At 57.5% G+C, this 16,615-nt stretch carries 16 protein-coding genes and 3 tRNA genes; 8 read left to right on the forward strand and 11 right to left on the reverse strand.

Going from position 1 to position 16,615, the window contains the following annotated elements:
- From LQT98_RS16615 to rsmD, 6 genes are all read right to left on the reverse strand, one after another.
- On the reverse strand, positions 1 to 330 hold a 330-nt coding region (locus LQT98_RS16615; RefSeq protein WP_231463655.1), incomplete at its 3' end, for a GTP-binding protein.
- Positions 331 to 370: 40 nt separating this feature from the next.
- Positions 371 to 445 (reverse strand) — tRNA-Thr (locus LQT98_RS16620).
- A gap of 22 nt (positions 446 to 467) precedes the next feature.
- Positions 468 to 541 (reverse strand) — tRNA-Gly (locus LQT98_RS16625).
- 53 nt (positions 542 to 594) lie between these two features.
- Positions 595 to 679, reverse strand: a tRNA-Tyr gene (locus tag LQT98_RS16630).
- A gap of 137 nt (positions 680 to 816) precedes the next feature.
- Positions 817 to 1,068 (reverse strand): YfhL family 4Fe-4S dicluster ferredoxin, encoded by a 252-nt coding sequence (locus LQT98_RS16635; protein WP_048411456.1) that lies wholly within the window; start codon positions 1,066 to 1,068, stop codon positions 817 to 819.
- A gap of 103 nt (positions 1,069 to 1,171) precedes the next feature.
- A complete protein-coding gene (gene rsmD / locus LQT98_RS16640) occupies positions 1,172 to 1,729 on the reverse strand; it encodes a 16S rRNA (guanine(966)-N(2))-methyltransferase RsmD (protein ID WP_231463656.1) in 558 nt (185 codons plus the stop codon).
- A 233-nt stretch (positions 1,730 to 1,962) separates the two neighbouring features.
- Between rsmD and ftsY the strand changes: the two genes are divergently transcribed.
- From ftsY to rpoH, 4 genes are all read left to right on the forward strand, one after another.
- Positions 1,963 to 3,111, forward strand: coding sequence for a signal recognition particle-docking protein FtsY (ftsY, locus tag LQT98_RS16645; protein WP_231463658.1), 1,149 nt, complete (start codon positions 1,963 to 1,965; stop codon positions 3,109 to 3,111).
- Between the two features lie 60 nt (positions 3,112 to 3,171).
- Positions 3,172 to 3,825 (forward strand): cell division ATP-binding protein FtsE, encoded by a 654-nt coding sequence (ftsE, locus tag LQT98_RS16650; RefSeq protein WP_048411454.1) that lies wholly within the window; start codon positions 3,172 to 3,174, stop codon positions 3,823 to 3,825.
- Entirely contained in the window at positions 3,822 to 4,730 is a 909-nt protein-coding gene (gene ftsX / locus LQT98_RS16655) for a permease-like cell division protein FtsX (RefSeq protein WP_231463661.1), read from the forward strand. Before ftsE ends, ftsX begins: the two co-directional genes overlap by 4 nt.
- A gap of 181 nt (positions 4,731 to 4,911) precedes the next feature.
- Positions 4,912 to 5,775: an RNA polymerase sigma factor RpoH gene (gene rpoH, locus LQT98_RS16660; RefSeq protein ID WP_048411452.1), complete on the forward strand. Its 864-nt coding sequence runs from the start codon at positions 4,912 to 4,914 to the stop codon at positions 5,773 to 5,775.
- 68 nt (positions 5,776 to 5,843) lie between these two features.
- Here rpoH and LQT98_RS16665 read toward each other — a convergent pair whose 3' ends face one another.
- The 4 genes from LQT98_RS16665 to LQT98_RS16685 all read right to left on the reverse strand — a co-directional run bounded on the left by LQT98_RS16665 (position 5,844) and on the right by LQT98_RS16685 (position 10,471).
- Positions 5,844 to 7,628 (reverse strand): PglL family O-oligosaccharyltransferase, encoded by a 1,785-nt coding sequence (locus LQT98_RS16665; protein WP_231463663.1) that lies wholly within the window; start codon positions 7,626 to 7,628, stop codon positions 5,844 to 5,846.
- A gap of 74 nt (positions 7,629 to 7,702) precedes the next feature.
- Positions 7,703 to 9,460, reverse strand: a complete 1,758-nt coding sequence (locus LQT98_RS16670; protein WP_231463764.1) for a PglL family O-oligosaccharyltransferase — start codon at positions 9,458 to 9,460, stop codon at positions 7,703 to 7,705.
- A gap of 107 nt (positions 9,461 to 9,567) precedes the next feature.
- Positions 9,568 to 10,023, reverse strand: a complete 456-nt coding sequence (locus LQT98_RS16675) for a pilin (protein WP_269326061.1) — start codon at positions 10,021 to 10,023, stop codon at positions 9,568 to 9,570.
- A 19-nt stretch (positions 10,024 to 10,042) separates the two neighbouring features.
- Complete coding sequence (locus LQT98_RS16685; protein WP_269326062.1) at positions 10,043 to 10,471, reverse strand: pilin; 429 nt, start codon at positions 10,469 to 10,471, stop codon at positions 10,043 to 10,045.
- 203 nt (positions 10,472 to 10,674) lie between these two features.
- Between LQT98_RS16685 and LQT98_RS16695 the strand changes: the two genes are divergently transcribed.
- From LQT98_RS16695 to LQT98_RS16710, 4 genes are all read left to right on the forward strand, one after another.
- The gene (locus LQT98_RS16695; RefSeq protein WP_231463664.1) at positions 10,675 to 12,027 is read left to right on the forward strand and encodes an adenosylmethionine--8-amino-7-oxononanoate transaminase; all 1,353 of its coding nucleotides are present in this window, start codon (positions 10,675 to 10,677) and stop codon (positions 12,025 to 12,027) included.
- A gap of 101 nt (positions 12,028 to 12,128) precedes the next feature.
- On the forward strand, positions 12,129 to 13,628 hold the full coding sequence (locus LQT98_RS16700) for a hypothetical protein (RefSeq protein ID WP_231463667.1): 1,500 nt from the start codon (positions 12,129 to 12,131) through the stop codon (positions 13,626 to 13,628).
- A 188-nt stretch (positions 13,629 to 13,816) separates the two neighbouring features.
- Positions 13,817 to 14,935 carry a glutamate 5-kinase gene (gene proB, locus LQT98_RS16705; protein WP_231463669.1) on the forward strand — a complete coding sequence of 373 codons (1,119 nt, stop codon included), beginning with the start codon at positions 13,817 to 13,819 and terminating at the stop codon, positions 14,933 to 14,935.
- Between the two features lie 100 nt (positions 14,936 to 15,035).
- Entirely contained in the window at positions 15,036 to 16,109 is a 1,074-nt protein-coding gene (locus tag LQT98_RS16710) for an ABC transporter substrate-binding protein (protein ID WP_048411448.1), read from the forward strand.
- Positions 16,110 to 16,147: 38 nt separating this feature from the next.
- Here LQT98_RS16710 and LQT98_RS16715 read toward each other — a convergent pair whose 3' ends face one another.
- The gene (locus LQT98_RS16715) at positions 16,148 to 16,555 is read right to left on the reverse strand and encodes a hypothetical protein (RefSeq protein WP_231463672.1); all 408 of its coding nucleotides are present in this window, start codon (positions 16,553 to 16,555) and stop codon (positions 16,148 to 16,150) included.
- Positions 16,556 to 16,615: the final 60 nt, after the last annotated feature.

Below are 16,615 nucleotides of genomic sequence, written 5' to 3' on the forward strand. Positions count from 1 at the left end.
GTCAGCGGCCGAGCACACCAGGATAGCGCCGTCCATCTGGGCAGCACCGGTAATCATGTTCTTAACGTAGTCGGCGTGACCCGGGCAGTCTACGTGAGCGTAGTGACGGGACTCGGTTTCGTATTCTACGTGAGCGGTATTAATGGTAATACCACGAGCCTTCTCTTCCGGCGCGCTGTCGATCTGGGAGTAGTCTTTGGCTTCGCCGCCGAACTTCTTGGACAGAATGGTGGTGATAGCAGCGGTCAGAGTGGTTTTACCATGGTCCACGTGACCGATGGTGCCGACGTTTACGTGCGGTTTAGTCCGCTCGAACTTTTCCTTAGCCATGGCAAAATTTCCTGAATACGAAACAATACAAAGTAAATGGTGGTGCCCATGGGCAGAATTGAACTGCCGACCTCTCCCTTACCAAGGGAGTGCTCTACCCCTGAGCTACATGGGCCCTTAAAAACAGGCTATACGCTTGGAGCGGGTGAAGGGAATCGAACCCTCGTCGTAAGCTTGGAAGGCTTCTGCTCTACCATTGAGCTACACCCGCCTGCAACAACAACCTACAGCAACTTTCGTCGCACACGCCAAGACGTCAAATTCTGGTGGAGGGAGAAGGATTCGAACCTTCGAAGGCAGAGCCGTCAGATTTACAGTCTGATCCCTTTGACCGCTCGGGAATCCCTCCTGAAAGAGACCCGAATAATATAGATAGCTCTGAACACCGTCAACAGCTTTTTGCGCTTTTTTCTAATTATTTTACGCAAAAAACGAAAACGCCCTGGCTCTGCCAGGGCGATCTCAATGAATTCATGAGCTTAGCGTTTACGCCTGCCCAGAGATTTTCAAATATTTCTGATGCAGCTGATCCTGCGTCTCCGGATGGGCCGGATCCAGCGGGATGCAATCCACCGGACAGACTTGCTGACATTGCGGCTCATCGTAGTGACCTACGCACTGAGTGCACAGATTGGGATCGATCTGGTAGATCTCTTCGCCCTGCGAGATCGCATTGTTCGGGCACTCCGGCTCACAGACGTCGCAGTTGATGCATTCGTCGGTAATCATCAAAGACATAGTAAATTCCTCAAGTATTCCACATCATGAATTTTGTCACCCGACAGTCGGGCTCGCAAGCTCGCCCCGTTATATATTTATGAGCCCGCCTGCGGATACTGGCTCAACCGGGCTCCTCCGCCCGGCGCAGCAGGCCGTAGTGCACCTGCCCGGCCTTGGCCTGTTTCAACACTTCCCAGCCCGGCAATGCTTCCGGCCAGCGCCGTGCCTCGACATATACCACGCCGTCCTCGCTCAGCATCGGCGGCAACAACGGCAGCACCTGCTCCAGTAGGTCGGAATCGAACGGCGGATCGACGAAGACGACATCGAAACGCTCGCGGCAAGCTTTCAGATAAGCCAGGGCCTCCTGCGGCGCCACGTCTATCGCCATCGCGGACAATAATTGCCGATTGGCTTTCAAGGATTCGGCCACGACGCGGGATTTCTCCACCATCACCACCCGACGCGCTTCGCGCGACGCCGCCTCGAAGCCCAGGGCACCGCTGCCGGCGAACAGATCCAGGCAGGATTTGCCGTATAGCTGCTGCCCCAACCAGTTAAACAGCGTTTCCCTCACCCGGTCCGGCGTTGGCCGTAAACCCTGAGCGTCAGGAAATGGCAGCAGACGGCGCCGATACTCGCCACCGATGATTCTGACCGTGTTACGCGACTGACTCATAATGCCCTGCCCAAAAAACAAGGGGCTGAGTGTACCCCGATACGCGCCGACGCGCCTCATTGTTGCGCAAACCCGCCACCATCTGTCGCACACGATGTCACAGTAGGCAGTTTATTCCTTATATATAGATTCCGGATTTTCTCGTTCGTCGCCACCTGGCAGCAACAATTGGGTAAGCCATCTCATTTGAGGATACAATTTAGCCATTTACCGAATTCAGCCGGCCTTAACGCATGTTTAGCTTCTTCAAAAGAAAAACCAAATCCGAACCCACGCAGCCGATGGAGGCGCAAACCGATAGCACGGTGGAGCTCGCCCCGATTGAGGCAATGGAGTTCCCGGCACCGCAAGCACATGCCGAGCCCTTGGCGCCAGAGCCCGCCCCGGTCGCGCCCGAACCTATCGCCGAGCAAGCCCCTATCGCCATCGCCGCGGAGCCCAGCGCCCCCGAGGCCGAACCTGCCTCCTTGAAAAAGATGAGCTGGACCGAGCGGCTGAAAGCCGGCCTGTCCAAAACCAGGGACAAGCTTGGCAAGTCCCTGGCCGGCCTGTTTGGCGGCGGCAAGATCGACGAAGACTTGTATGAGGAGTTGGAAACGGTGTTGCTCACCGCCGATATGGGCGTGGACGCGACCAACCATCTGCTCGGCGATGTGCGCGAACGCGTCTCACTGAAAGGACTGAAAGACTCCGCCGAACTGAAAGGCGCGCTGAAGGAATCGCTGAGCGACTTGATCTCCCCGCTCGAGCAAGGCCTGGACGTCAACGGCAAGAAGCCTTTCGTCATCATGATGGCCGGCGTCAACGGCGCCGGCAAGACCACATCGATAGGCAAGCTGGCCAAGTACTACCAGAGCCAGGGCAAGAGCGTGCTGCTCGCCGCCGGCGATACTTTCCGCGCCGCCGCCCGCGAGCAATTGATGGCCTGGGGCGAGCGCAACAATGTCACCGTGATCGCCCAGCAAGGCGGCGACTCCGCCGCCGTCTGCTATGACGCGATTCAGGCAGCCATCGCCCGCGGCATCGACATTGTACTGGCCGACACCGCTGGCCGCTTGCCCACCCAACTGCACCTGATGGAGGAAATCCGCAAGGTGAAGCGGGTGATCCAGAAAGCGCTGCCGGAAGCCCCGCACGAAATCATTCTGGTGCTTGACGCCAATATCGGCCAGAACGCGATCAATCAGGTCAAGGCCTTCGACGATGCGCTGGGCCTGACCGGTCTGATCTTGAGCAAGCTGGACGGCACCGCCAAGGGCGGCGTGATCGCCGCCATCGCCAAGCAGCGCCCGGTTCCCTTACGCTTCGTCGGCGTCGGCGAAAGCATAGACGACCTGCGCCCGTTCAAGACCAAGGACTATATCGACGCGCTGTTCGACTGAACGCGCAGTCCTTTGCGCGCTCTCACACATGCCGTCACCAGCTAAAGCGGGAACAGAATAATGATCCAGTTCGACCAGGTTACCAAGCGCTACCCCGGTGGCAATGAAGCCCTGAAAAACCTGTCCTTCAACATCGACACCGGAGAAATGGTCTTTCTCGCCGGCCACTCCGGCGCGGGCAAATCCACCTTGCTCAAACTGGTCGCCGGCATTGAGCGGGCTACCGCCGGCGGCGTTATCGTCAACGGCCAGAACCTGTCCAAGCTGCGCTCCAGCCAGATTCCCTATGTGCGCCAGCATATCGGCCTGGTGTTCCAGGATCACAAAATCCTGTTCGACCGCAGCGTGTTCGACAATGTGATGCTGCCACTGGACATCATCGGCTTCGACCGCCGCGACGCCGCCAAGCGCGTGCGCGCGGCGCTGGATAAGGTGGGCCTGCTCAGCAAGGAAAAAACCATGCCGATCCGCCTATCCGGCGGCGAGCAGCAGCGCCTGTGCATCGCCCGCGCCGTGGTGCATCGCCCCAGTATTCTGCTGGCAGACGAGCCATCGGCAAACCTGGACCGCGCCTATGCGCTGGACATCATGGAATTGTTCAAATCCTTCCACCAAGTCGGCGTCACCGTACTGATCTCCGCTCACGACGAAACCCTGATGGAAGACTACGGCCGCCGGATCATCCGGCTGCGGGAAGGACAATTTGCCGCATGAAACACTATCTCTACCTGAACTGGCAAAGCGCCAAACTCGCGCTGCTCAAGATTTTGCGCCAACCATTCGGCAGCCTGCTGACCCTGCTGATGCTGTCGCTGGCGCTCGCCCTGCCGCTATCGCTCTACCTTGCCATCAGCAGCGTGCAAGACTGGGTGGGGAGGCTGAGCGCCACGCCTCAAGTCACCTTGTTCATGGAGTTGTCAGCGGAAGAAGCGGATCTGGCCGCGGTGACTTCTACCTTGACCCATCACCCCAAGGTCAAGAGCTACAGCTTTGTCAGCAAGGGCCGCGCGCTGGCCGATATGGAAAAGCGCAATGGCTTGCCAGGCCTGACCGATGGCCTGGACAGCAACCCCCTGCCCGACGCCTTCGTGGTTACTCCGAAGGCGCTGGAGCCGCGCGAACTGGAGATGCTGCAAAAAGAGCTTTCCGGCCTGCCCATGGTGGAGCAAGCCCAGTTTGACGCGGACTGGGCCAAGCGCCTGTACGGCATGGTGGAAATGGGCAAGCATCTGACCTGGTTCCTCGCCGCCGCGCTCGGCATCGCACTGGTCCTGGTCACCAACAACGCGATCCGCATGCAGATCCTGGCGCGCCAGGATGAAATCGAAGTGTCGAAACTGATAGGCGCGCCGGACAGCTTCATCCGCCGTCCCTTCATGTACCACGCGATGTGGCAGGGCATACTCGCCGGACTCGCCGCCTGGGGGCTGACCGCCTGGCTGACCACGGTGGCCAACCCGGCGATTCGCGACTTTGCACAGCTTTATGGCGAACGAGTCGAATTACGCAATTTGAGCCCGGTTGAACTCGCCATCGCCATCGCCGCATCGGCAATGCTGGCCATGCTCGGCGCCCGCTTGGCCTCGGATCACCACCTGCGCAAGATAGAGCCCAAATAACCCGTGACGAGCCGCTATGTAAGCGGCTCAACAACTATTAATCAGTCTGTTCACGCCGCTAGAAGGCCACTGCGTTACTATCGAGTCAATAGAAAAAATCATTGACGCAGGAACCTTTCATTGCTAGCACTCTCCATATACGAGTGCTAACATATCACTACCCAAGGAGGTAGTTATACAGATGACCACAACATTTGCTTTGCCCGTCCCGTCCACCAGCGGCAGCCTGGAGCAATACATCCAAGCTGTTAACAGCGTACCCATGCTGACGCCTGAGCAGGAAAACGAGCTTGCAACGCGCTTTCAGGAGCAAAATGACCTGGAAGCCGCGCGCCAGCTGGTGCTTTCGCACCTGCGCGTGGTGGTATCAATTTCCCGCGGCTACTCCGGCTACGGCCTGCAGCAAGCCGACTTGATCCAGGAAGGCAATATCGGCCTGATGAAGGCGGTCAAGCGCTTCGAGCCCGATCGTGGCGTGCGCCTGTTCTCCTTCGCCGTGCACTGGATCAAGGCCGAGATTCACGAATTCATCCTGCGCAACTGGCGCTTGGTGCGTATCGCCACCACCAAGCCGCAACGCAAGCTGTTCTTCAATCTACGTAGCATGAAGAGCAGTTTTTCCGCGCTGTCGGAAAACGAGGCTCGCCAGATTGCCGACGATCTTGGCGTCAAGCCGGAAGAAGTCCGCGAGATGGAAACCCGCATGAGTGGCCAGGATATCGCGCTACTGGCGGACGACAACGATGATGACAGCTACGCGCCGATTGACTGGCTGGCCGACCATCACAATGAGCCGACCAAAGAACTGGAGCGTCGCGCTTTCGACCACCTGCAAACCGAAGGACTGCAGCAGGCGCTGGCCACGCTGGACCCGCGCAGCCGCCGTATTGTCGAAGCTCGCTGGCTGGCCGACGACAGCGGCTCCACGCTGCACGAATTGGCCGCGGAGTTCGGTGTATCCGCCGAGCGCATCCGCCAGATCGAAGCCAAGGCGCTGAGCAAGATGAAAACCGCGCTGAGCCAGGGCGTCGTCATCGACGGCTGATTCCGGCCCCGAAGCCACAAAAAAACCACAGGCCTGCCTGTGGTTTTTTCTTTGGACGAACGGCCAAGTTACTCGGTGATGGTCTGGTATTTGGCCGGCAGCTTGGCATAAGCGTCACGCGCCACTTCTCGCAAGGGTTCCCAGTCGGCATTATCATCGTCCAACGTCCCCAGGAACACCCCAGCGTAAGTCGGGAATGACGCCAAAGTCATCCGCAGCGTCTGCTCCGCCTGCGACTGCTGGCCCGCCAGAATCTCCAGCTGCGCGCGTTTCAACATCACCTCGGGATACGGCCGGAACGCGGTCAAGCGATTTTCCAAGGCCAGCTTGCGCGCCAGCTGATCCGGACTTACTTTCAGGTAATCATCCACCGTGTACAAGGCGTGGTAGGCAAACAGCGGCTGGGTCTCGGCGATCTCGATCAGACGCCCCATCCGCGCGGCATCGCGCTTGGCGTCATTGGTCGGCGTGTATAAACCCACCAGCTCCCAGAACATGGACAGACTGCTGAACGAGAGCCAGCCCACCCAGATCAAGGCGGCGAACAGCGGCAGCCGCAGAGGCCAGGCCAGCTGTCGCTGCCCACGCGGCGCCATCGCCGCGAACACCACCAGCATTGCCAGGAAATAGTAATACCACAGCGGATACTCCAGCATGCTGTGCGTCAAGGTCACGGCCAGACAACCCAGCGCCAGCACACCTTCCAGGCTGGCGCGCTGACTGAAGAACGGCCACAACACCCAGATGAAACCAGCGACGATCAATACCGTCACCACGCCGCCCATCTCCGCCAGCAACTGCAAGATCAGATTATGGGAATTGGTGAACAAGCCGCTATTGAAACCGGCGGCGGCGAACTGTGGCAGGGGTTGCAAGCGCACGCTCTCAGCGGCGAATTGCGACCAACCCACTCCCGTGACCGGATGCGCCCGGAAGCTCAACCACGCCTTATGCATTTCCGCGAAGCGGCGCGAGCCCATATCGTCGCCATTGGCCGCCAGGCGGGCCAGGCCAGACGCGTTCTGCAGATTCTCATGCGTCAACCAGGACAATAGGTGATTGAACCAAGGCAAGGCGAACTGCATCGCCAGCACTGACAAGCACGACAGCCACATCGCCCACAGCATGCGGCGCGACTCAGCGCTGCCGATGCGCCAGTGCCACAGCCCTGCCAAGACGGACAGCGCCACCAGATACAGCAGTATGGTGCGCGAACCGGCCCATCCCAACATCAAGGACAGGCCGAAAATCAGGATGGCCAGCCCCCAGCGCGGCAAGTTGCCCGCCGCGTACAAATAAACGGCGGCCACCACCGACCACATCAGATAGTGCGCATACTGATTGCGCTGGCCGATATGGCCGAAAATATTCGTCGTCGGATGCGCGCCATCGTAGAACAAGCCCAGGTCGGCGGCATAACCGGTAAGCTGGGCCACTCCGATCGCTGCCTGCACCAAGCCGCCAGCGAGCAAGCCCCAAGCCAGCCACACCGCGAACCGCCGTTCCCCCAACTCCTCGCGCAAGGACGCCGTGACCGCGGCCAATAATGCCGCCGCCAGCCACGCCAGCGCCACCGCGTAGTTCATGCCGGGAAACAACAGGGCAAGCCAGTATGGCTGCAGCGCCCAGATAGCGGCCAAAGCCAAGCACCACCAAGCCGCTCGCGGCAGCTGCCGGAACAAGCCGCCGCTGGGCAGCAGGAACACCGCGGTGGCCAACAGCAGCCAGACTACATTGATCTCGCCAAACCACTGCGGCAGCGGCACATAATGGATGCGCGAGGCGAAAGGCAGGATGGCGATCAGGCACAAGGCCAGCATCGCCAAACGGGAAGTCAGGGTTCGGAAGGTCATGCCACTAGAAACAATCTTGCTGAGTCAAAGCCGAAGCATACCTGATGTCACGGGAAGCTCAAGCTCGGGTGTACTTAAAAAAGAGGTTTTCTTGTGACAGGTTCGGCAACTGTCATTACAGAAGCAAGACGCGCTTGATCTGGGTCGGCTGGATATTTTGTTGATGCCGCAGCTGCACTCATTGCGACCGCTTGCAATGGCCGCATCTCGCGCTCTGGCCGCGCGGCGAGCATCAGCACAAAACGGGCGGTGTAGTCTGGATAATTGGCAATAGCCATGCGCATCGTCTCCCGCGCCAGTTCAGGCTGCCCATTTAATGCTTGCAACATGCTTAGCTTTACCAAAACCCCTGGATATGGACGGTAGTTTGCGATTCGCGAAAAAAGTTGCAACTTGACTGGCAGCCGCTCCGTCGAAGGCTCAATATAATTTGCCAGGGCCATGTCTACATCTAATGACCAAAGTGGATAACCAGCAACAGAAGTAAGCTCCTCAATCGCATGAGCTCTCATTTTAGGAGCGGCAGCAGGCACACTGTAACGAACAAGTTTTACAAATACAGTACTACCCAAAGCCACATAGAAAAAACATATAACTACAACAAGCACAGAAGCAAATTTGAACAAAGAAGAATTCACCTCCATGGCTCTACCTTGACCAGGTGACAATGCGCATACCAAACAAAACATTAACAAATAAGGCAAGTACCACAACGGATATTCAAAAAAGCTGTGGAAAAGTATAACCATAGCCACTGAAATCAGCAACAGATTTTCAGCAGACTGCCTTCCTCTGCACAGAAATCCCAAAAGGGAAGCAACAACACCAACAACAACAATAAAACAACCGACAAGACCTGCCTCCGCCAACAATTGAAATACAAGGTTATGACTATGAGTAAATAGCCAGCTTTCCGGCGATTTCGGCAGCCCAGCATATACTTCCATGCGAACCGACTCAGCTGAAAATCCACCTACTCCAACTCCAAAAAAAGGATATTCTTTAAAAATATACCATGCTTTAGTCCATTCAATAAAACGCCGCCCCCCCAAGCCCGCTCTCAACAGCCGCTCTGAGCCGCTTTGCACATTAATACTCAAACCACAGCAGTGAAGCACTTGAATTATTGTATGGCTAAAAATCTGAACAAGACACAGCAATACAACGAACCCCAAAAGAGCAGCAACCATACGCCGAACAATCACATCCGGCCGAGATCTGCACCACCAAAACCAAGCCAAAAAAACCAAACCAGCCCCATATACTAAAGACATCCTGGATCTAGACCAAGCCACCATGAGTGCAAAGACAATCAAGCAAAGAATTAAAAAAAACCCATTCAATCTCGAAATAGCAAATAAATAGCAAGCTGAGACCACGCCCCACATTAAAAAATCAGCATACAAATTTCTCTGCCCAATATTTCCGAACACAGCTCCATTAGCATCAAACAATACAAATCCATGCATCTTTGGAGCCAAAGCAAGCAATTGCATCCAACCTAACAAGCTTTGAAGCAAGGCGGAAAAGACTATAACCCTTGCCAAAATAGCCACAAAGCATTCCAAATTCTCTTCGGCACAAAAAGGCACATAGAGCAGCAAAACAAAAAACAGAAAAAGAACTAGAGAAAAAGAATACCCCTCCACACCAGACTGGAGCAAACAATAAATAGCGAAGAAAAGAACAGTCAAAGCCGCATTGGAAAACCTCTCTCGAGCTTGACTAAAAACTGCCACCAAAATAGCCAGAGCAACAAAAGCGAGACAAGCTGCACTCGAGGACCAATCCGGCAATGGATAAAACCGAAAAAAACTAAACATTGGCAACACAACAGCCAAAGATAGCACACCTGCGAATGCCCCTACTCGGTTTAAAAGCATATTACCCCACAAATAGTAAGAGCTCCAAAAGGAGCCCTTAATTCAACACAGCAAAACTATCTGCAGTTGGCTGGCAAGTACTGAGGTGGGACCCCTGTTGAAGGAGCACTACATACCCAAGTTACAGCGCCACTTGCCAAGGTACCAGTCAAAAGGAACGTATTTGCAGTGCCGGTCACATTACCACCCACATTGGAGGCGTTGAGGGTGACAGTCAATACACCATTGCCACTAGTTAATGCATAAGACACTCCAGTTACGTATTTAGTACTAGGAGAAGTAAAGGCAACTCCAGCAGCGCCGGAGCCGGTGCTTGGCATCGTTCCATTCGAAATTGCCATTTCAGAAATAGCAGTTTTGGCTGCTGCTGCTGCGGACAGCCCCTCCGTCACCTTGGCTCGCACCGTATAATCCTGATAAGCCGGGATAGCAATCGCAGCCAAAATACCGATGATCGCAACCACAATCATCAGTTCGATCAGGGTAAAGCCCTGTTGCACTCTATTATTCATAAAACCTCCTGAAATAACACTAACGACAAGAAGACGGCAGATATTGCATATTCTGCCCTTGTCCCGAACAACTCCACAGCACCGCGCCGCTGCTTGCTACACTTGGAGTAAATACCACCCCTAAACCAGGAACCGCGCTAGCTTGAAACGTGGCTGTAATCACGCTCACCCCATTATTAAGAGCTACTTGCACATTGCTTACATAATTTCCAGTTAGTGTACTGGGCATTCCCGCACTGGCATTATTAGCCGGCCATGTATTATTTGCCAGATAAGATTCGCTGACCGTGGTTTTGGCATGGTCAATAAAGGTCAAACCCTCGGATATTTTTGAACGAATCACGTAGTCTTGATACGCCGGTATTGCTATCGCGGCCAGAATACCGATAATCGCCACCACGATCATCAACTCGATCAGGGTAAAACCAGACGCTCCGCTCCTCGTCATCTATCGGCTCCATAGCCTGGTCTGTGCCCGCGTTTCAGCAGGAATCATGCCATCTCTATATCACCACGCTGTCCTTCGCCATATGCCCTACCGCGATGACTGTTTAACGTAAAAGAGTGACGTTTTTGGTCAGTTCCCAAGCTCCAAACCACACTGTGATAGCATCTTAAGTCCTTGTCTTTGCCAGAGCCGTTAGTAACGTTATGAGTTCCAACCACACCTGGCTGCAACGCAGCTTCAATGCCGTCTGGCACCCTTGCACCCAGATGAAGCGCCATGAGGCCTTGCCCATCGTGCCCATTGCCAGCGCCGAAGGCGTATGGCTGACCGACTTCGATGGCAAGCGCTACCTGGATGGAGTCAGTTCCTGGTGGGTCAATCTGTTCGGCCATGGTCATCCGCGCATCAAGCAGGCGATCAAGAATCAGCTGGACTCTCTCGAACACGTGATGCTGGCCGGCTTTACCCATCGCCCAGTGGTGGAGTTGTCGGAGCGGCTAGCCGAGGCCAGCGGCCTGGCGCACGCGTTTTACGGTTCGGATGGCGCCAGCGCGACCGAGATCGCGCTGAAAATGAGCTTTCACTACTGGCGCAACAAAGGGCTTCCGGGCAAGAAGCGTTTTATCAGCCTGGAAAACAGCTATCACGGCGAGACCGTCGGCGCCTTGGCGGTGACTGATGTGCCGCTGTTCTCACATACCTATGCCGAATTGCTCAAGCCCGGCTTGCGCGCGCCTTCGCCTGACGCGCGCCGGGCCTTGCCAGGACAGAGCGCGGCGGATGTCGCGCTCGCGGCAATCCAAAGCATGGAAAAGCTATTGACCGAACATGCCGGCGAAGTCGCCGCCGTCATCGTGGAGCCGCTGGTGCAAGGCGCGGCGGGAATGGCGATGTACGATCCGCTCTACCTCAGCGAGTTGCGCCGGCTCTGCGATCAATTCCAGGTACACCTGATTGCCGATGAGATCGCCGTCGGCTTCGGCCGCACCGGCAGCCTGTTCGCCTGCCAGCAAGCCGGAATCACCCCGGACTTCCTCTGTCTGTCCAAGGGCATCACCGGCGGTTTCCTGCCTCTTTCCTGCGTGTTGACCAGCAGCCCGATTTACCAAGCCTTCTATCACGATGACGTCAGCCGCGGCTTCCTGCACTCGCACAGCTACACCGGCAATGCCTTGGCTTGCGCCGCGGCGCTGGCGGTACTGGATATCTTCGCTGAAGAAGATGTGCTCACACAGAACGCGGCCAAGGCGGCGCGTTTCGACGCGATGATGACAGGCCTGCAAGCTCGCCCGGATGTGCGCGATTTCCGTCGCATCGGCATGATCTGGGCCTTTGAAGTCGCCACCTGCCGCGCCGACTTCGCCCAGGCTTGCTTCGCCGCCATGCTGCATCGCGGCTGCCTGTTGCGCCCGATAGGCAACACCATTTACTTCATGCCACCCTATACGATCAGCGATGAGGACATGGCGTTCTTGATCGCCGCGACCACAGCCGCGCTGGATGAACTGGCGCATGCATCCAACAGCCCGGACGGTCACGGCATCGCTTTGCCTTGATCCGCCTTGCCATGACGGTGGAGTGCAAATAGCATGGGATTTGGCAAGATTTACATCATGAATCCACTTGCATGCGCTCACTCAGCCTGCCACAACAAAACATGGATCCTCTGCTGATAGACACTCAACCGGATAGCGTGGCGGCATGGCTGGATCGGTTGCCATTCACCGACTTGCCTGAATGCGGGCGTTTGTTGAGCCAGTCCTTGCAAAACCTGTCCCGGATTGCGCTGGACAGCCATTTGCGCCACAAATTGCTGAAGCTGTACTTGAAGGCGCTGGATCGCTACTACCCCTTGCTGGAAAACGAGATCCGCCAACATGACAGCCTGGGCAATCAGAAGGTGCGCCAGCTTGCCCTGCTGAGCGTTGAGTTGTTTGCGCTGATCTTCATCACCTTCAAGCAAATCCTGCACGATCGGCTGAACAAACGCAGCCTGCTGGATAGAGAGCAGCCCAAGATCGAGCTGATGGCCTATACCATGATGGCCGCGCGCCAGTTGCTCAGCATCAGCCAGCAATGTTATTGCCCAACTCCACCAGAGTTCTGGTACGACTGTCATCAACTGCACGCCTTCGCCCGCGGCCGTGGCTGGCTGGATAAGGGTCTGGCCAATGACGACACCATCCAGACCATCTATCTGCAGCTATTGCTGATGGGCCTGACGTCCAGCAACCGGCTGGCGCCCACCGAACAAGCGCTGTCGCGGCAATTGATCTTCGACCTGGCGCCCAAGTCCCGCTTGATACCGGTCGAAGCCTTGTCCCAGGCTGTCCATGGCTATCTGGTGGACCAGCAGATCGACTCGCCGCCGCGCTTTCTGCCGATTTCGGCGAACAAGCTCGGCCCCAACTGCTTTCTATTCGATCTTGAGCCGCTGCGCGATATCCTGGAAAAAAGCCGAGAAGCCTTGCAAAAGGCACAGAACAATCGCCAGCAAGGCCTGATGACCGACGAATTGCAGCTTTTGTCTATGCTGGTGGAAGAGTGGCACCAGCCCAAGCGACGCCGGCATCCGCGCCTGAAAACCCAAGCCATCGTCGAAATCATCGCCTCGGTGCCCGGCGTCTGGTTCCATTGCAATGATCTGAGCTGGCAATTGCCGGGCATGGAGGAAGAAAGCGCCGGCCGCCTGCGCGCGCCACCGCCTCCTTGCCTGCTGGCCATTGCCAATCAAAACGACAACGGCCTGCTGCTGCATGGCTTGCCGCGTGAACAATCGCTGCGCGCCGGCGAATTGCTGCTGACCACCCCGCCCGGTCAAGCGGAGAACGCCCGCCTGGCCATCGTCCGCTGGATCTCGCTGCGCGCGGATGGCCGGGAAATCGAATGCGGCGTGGAATTCATCGCTCCCCCGCCACACGCGGTGCTGGCCATGCCCAGCATCACCCACGCTGGTGACAGCTTCCAGTTCGCATTGCGGCTGGAAGAGCGGCCGGGCACACCCAAGTTGCTGCTAATGGCTGGACGTCCGTACAGCCAGCTGCGCGAATTCCATTTGCGCGACGGCGAACAGGAAACGCTGATACGCGTGTCGCGACTGCATCTGCAAACGCCGCTGTTCCAGATCATGGAATATCGCAATAGCAACCATTTCTGATTCAGATCAAGCTTTTAACTCGACACGCCCCTTCCGCTCGCCCAAGATGCAGCGCCAAACCGTATTGAATCAATGAGCTACGCGCTCAAGCGGGCGGCAAACCCGCAACCAGCCCGGCGTCAGCGGCGCGGCTGCGTTTTTTTCGGGTAAACTCCCCGGCATCTATCGTTTGATTCATGGAGTTTTGGATGCGCTCGGTTATTCACGCCGCCGACCGGATTGTGGTCAAGGTTGGCTCCAGTCTCGTCACCAATGATGGCAAGGGCCTGGATATGGCGGCGCTCAATCGCTGGGCCGCGGAAATTGCCGAACTGAAGCGGCGCGGCAAACAGGTGGTGCTGGTTTCCAGCGGCGCTATTGCCGAAGGCTGCCAGCGCCTGGGCTGGACCGTGCGCCCCAAGGGCGTGCACGAATTGCAGGCTGCGGCGGCGGTCGGGCAAATGGGTTTGTGCCAGGCTTATGAAACCGCCTTCCGCGGTTTCGGCCTACAAACCGCGCAGATTCTGCTGACGCATGAAGACCTTGCCGATCGCACGCGCTACCTGAATGCCCGCTCCACGCTGACCAGCCTGTTGAACCTGAACACGGTGCCCATCATCAACGAGAACGACACCGTGGTCACCGATGAAATCCGCTTTGGGGACAACGATACCTTGGGCGCGCTGGTGACCAATCTGATCGAGGCCGACGCGCTGATCATTCTCACCGATCAGCAAGGCCTGTACAGCGCCGACCCGCGCAAACACCCGGACGCGGAATTCATTCACGAGGCCGTTGCCGGCGAAGCCCGGCTGGAAGAGATGGCCGGCGGCGCCGGCTCCAGCGTCGGCACCGGCGGCATGATCACCAAGATACTCGCCGCCAAGCGCGCGGCGCGCAGTGGCGCGGCCACGGTCATCGCCTGCGGCCGCGAGCATCAAGTGCTGTCGCGCCTGGCCGACGGCGAGGGCATAGGCACCCAGTTGCTGCCGCCCACCAGCCGCATGGCGGCGCGCAAGCAATGGCTGGCCGATCACCTGAAGCTGTCCGGCCGCCTGGTGCTGGATGCCGGCGCCGCGCAAGCGGTGCGCGAACGCGGCACCAGCCTGCTGCCTATCGGCGTTTGCGCGGTGGAGGGCGATTTCCTGCGCGGCGAAGCAGTCGCCTGCGTCGATCAGGACGGCGCGGAAGTCGCCCGCGGCCTGGTCAACTACAGCTCCAGCGAGGCGCGCACCATCATGCAGAAGCCGACGCGGGAAATCGAGGCCGCGCTCGGCTACATGATAGAGCCGGAGCTGATCCATCGCGACAATATGGTCGCCTTGTAACACCCTGCCGGCCCGCCGCGCGCGTGGCCGCACCCCAGGCGGTAAGCCGGTCCAGGCTTGCCGTTCACTTAATCACCTGCTTTTTAGAGGATTCACGCGTATGAAAAAGCTGGCCCTTTCGGCGCTTCTGGCTCTGACTTGGGGCTCGGCAATGGCCGAGGACGTACTCCATATCTACAACTGGAACAACGCCCTGTCCGCGGATACCGCCAAGCGTTTCGAACAATCGTGCAAATGCCGGCTGGTACAGGACTACTACGGTGACAACGAGGAAATGCTGGCCAAGCTGGCCGCCGGCGCCAAAGGCTACGACATGGTGTTTCCCACCGCCTTCGCGGTCAGCACCTTGATCAAGCAGGGCAAGACCCAGCCGTTGAACAAGGCGCAACTGCCCAATTGGAAAAACCTCAATACAGGCTACCTGGCGCTGAACGCGCCATTCGACGCCGGCAACAAGGTGGCGGCGCCCACCGTGGTATCGCTGACCTTATTAGGCTACAACGAGACCCAGCTGCAAAAAGCCGGCGTGCTGGCCCAGGCCAATAGTTGGGCGCTGCTGTTCGACCCCGCGGTGCTGGCCAAGATCAAAGGCAGGGTCACCGTGCTGGATTCGCAGCGCGAACTGATGTCCGCCGCCCTGCTCTACCTAGGCAAGGACGCCAATTCCACCTCCCCCGCCGACTGGAAAGCCGCCGCTGAAGTGATCCGCAAGGCCAAGCCCTACTGGGCCGCCTTCAATAACCAGAGTTATATCAAGGAACTGACCGTCGGCAATATCTGGGTGGCCCACGGCTATTCCAACGATCTGTTCCAGGCGCAGCAAGATGCGCAGCACGCCAAACGTCCATTCAAGCTGGCTTACCAGCCGCAGAAAGAAGGCAATATCCTGGCGGTGGACAATATGGTGGTGCTGAAGGATGCGCCGCGGCCGGACCTGGCGCACCGCTTCATCAACTTCATGCTGGACGGCAAGAACGCCGCCGAGATCTCCAACCAGATCGGCGCCACCAACCCGGTCAAGGCCGCGGAAGCGTTCTTCAAGCCGCAGATCAAGGCCAACCCGGTGATCATGCTGGACCCGGCCAAGGGCAAGTACGTGGCCTTGAAGGACCTGGATGTGAAGTCCCGACGCGAATTGAACCGCTTATGGTCGCAAATCAAGATCGGTCGTTGATCGATGCAAAAATCCCGGTCCTGAGACCGGGATTTTTTTCATTCACTGGGCGGGTGCTCGCCCTTGCGCATTTCCACCGCCTTCATGATCACATGGGCCAACATCGCGCACAGGAAGAACAACAGCATCACCCAGGCGATGGAGCGCAGCGTGTCGATGAAGGTATTGAATAATTCCAGCAGCCAGCGTTCACCGGTCAGGTCCAGTGCGGTGCTGCCCTTGCCCGCGGCTGGCGGCAGGTATTTCTCCAGCGACCATTGCCGCACCCCGCCGGACACCCCGGTGACCACGATGGCGAAGAAAATGTATTTGCGCCAGGCGTCGGTCAGATCCTGTCCCAGGATGCGCGCCAGAATCTTGTTGACCGCCGGATCGAAAAAACGCGCGGTGAATACCGAAGTGGCAATCGCCACCGCCAGGGTCAGGCCAAACAGAGCGTAAAACATAATCGTCCCCCGCCGCAGCGGAATGCCGTGTCAAAGCCGGGATTGTACGCCTGAGCGGCG

This window comes from Chromobacterium aquaticum (assembly GCF_021129195.1).
Lineage (GTDB): Bacteria > Pseudomonadota > Gammaproteobacteria > Burkholderiales > Chromobacteriaceae > Chromobacterium > Chromobacterium aquaticum.

Excerpts from the sequence above, each read along its gene's own strand:
- rsmD (WP_231463656.1), bottom strand. The coding sequence starts at position 1,729 with ATGAGTCAGTCGCGTAACACGGTCAGAATCATCGGTGGCGAGTATCGG.
- LQT98_RS16710 (WP_048411448.1), top strand. The coding sequence starts at position 15,036 with ATGAAAAAGCTGGCCCTTTCGGCGCTTCTGGCTCTGACTTGGGGCTCG.
- LQT98_RS16695 (WP_231463664.1), top strand. The coding sequence starts at position 10,675 with ATGAGTTCCAACCACACCTGGCTGCAACGCAGCTTCAATGCCGTCTGG.
- LQT98_RS16700 (WP_231463667.1), top strand. The coding sequence starts at position 12,129 with ATGGATCCTCTGCTGATAGACACTCAACCGGATAGCGTGGCGGCATGG.
- ftsX (WP_231463661.1), top strand. The coding sequence starts at position 3,822 with ATGAAACACTATCTCTACCTGAACTGGCAAAGCGCCAAACTCGCGCTG.
- LQT98_RS16635 (WP_048411456.1), bottom strand. The coding sequence starts at position 1,068 with ATGTCTTTGATGATTACCGACGAATGCATCAACTGCGACGTCTGTGAG.
- LQT98_RS16715 (WP_231463672.1), bottom strand. The coding sequence starts at position 16,555 with ATGTTTTACGCTCTGTTTGGCCTGACCCTGGCGGTGGCGATTGCCACT.
- LQT98_RS16685 (WP_269326062.1), bottom strand. The coding sequence starts at position 10,471 with ATGACGAGGAGCGGAGCGTCTGGTTTTACCCTGATCGAGTTGATGATC.
- LQT98_RS16665 (WP_231463663.1), bottom strand. The coding sequence starts at position 7,628 with ATGACCTTCCGAACCCTGACTTCCCGTTTGGCGATGCTGGCCTTGTGC.
- proB (WP_231463669.1), top strand. The coding sequence starts at position 13,817 with ATGCGCTCGGTTATTCACGCCGCCGACCGGATTGTGGTCAAGGTTGGC.
- LQT98_RS16675 (WP_269326061.1), bottom strand. The coding sequence starts at position 10,023 with ATGAATAATAGAGTGCAACAGGGCTTTACCCTGATCGAACTGATGATT.
- rpoH (WP_048411452.1), top strand. The coding sequence starts at position 4,912 with ATGACCACAACATTTGCTTTGCCCGTCCCGTCCACCAGCGGCAGCCTG.
- ftsY (WP_231463658.1), top strand. The coding sequence starts at position 1,963 with ATGTTTAGCTTCTTCAAAAGAAAAACCAAATCCGAACCCACGCAGCCG.
- ftsE (WP_048411454.1), top strand. The coding sequence starts at position 3,172 with ATGATCCAGTTCGACCAGGTTACCAAGCGCTACCCCGGTGGCAATGAA.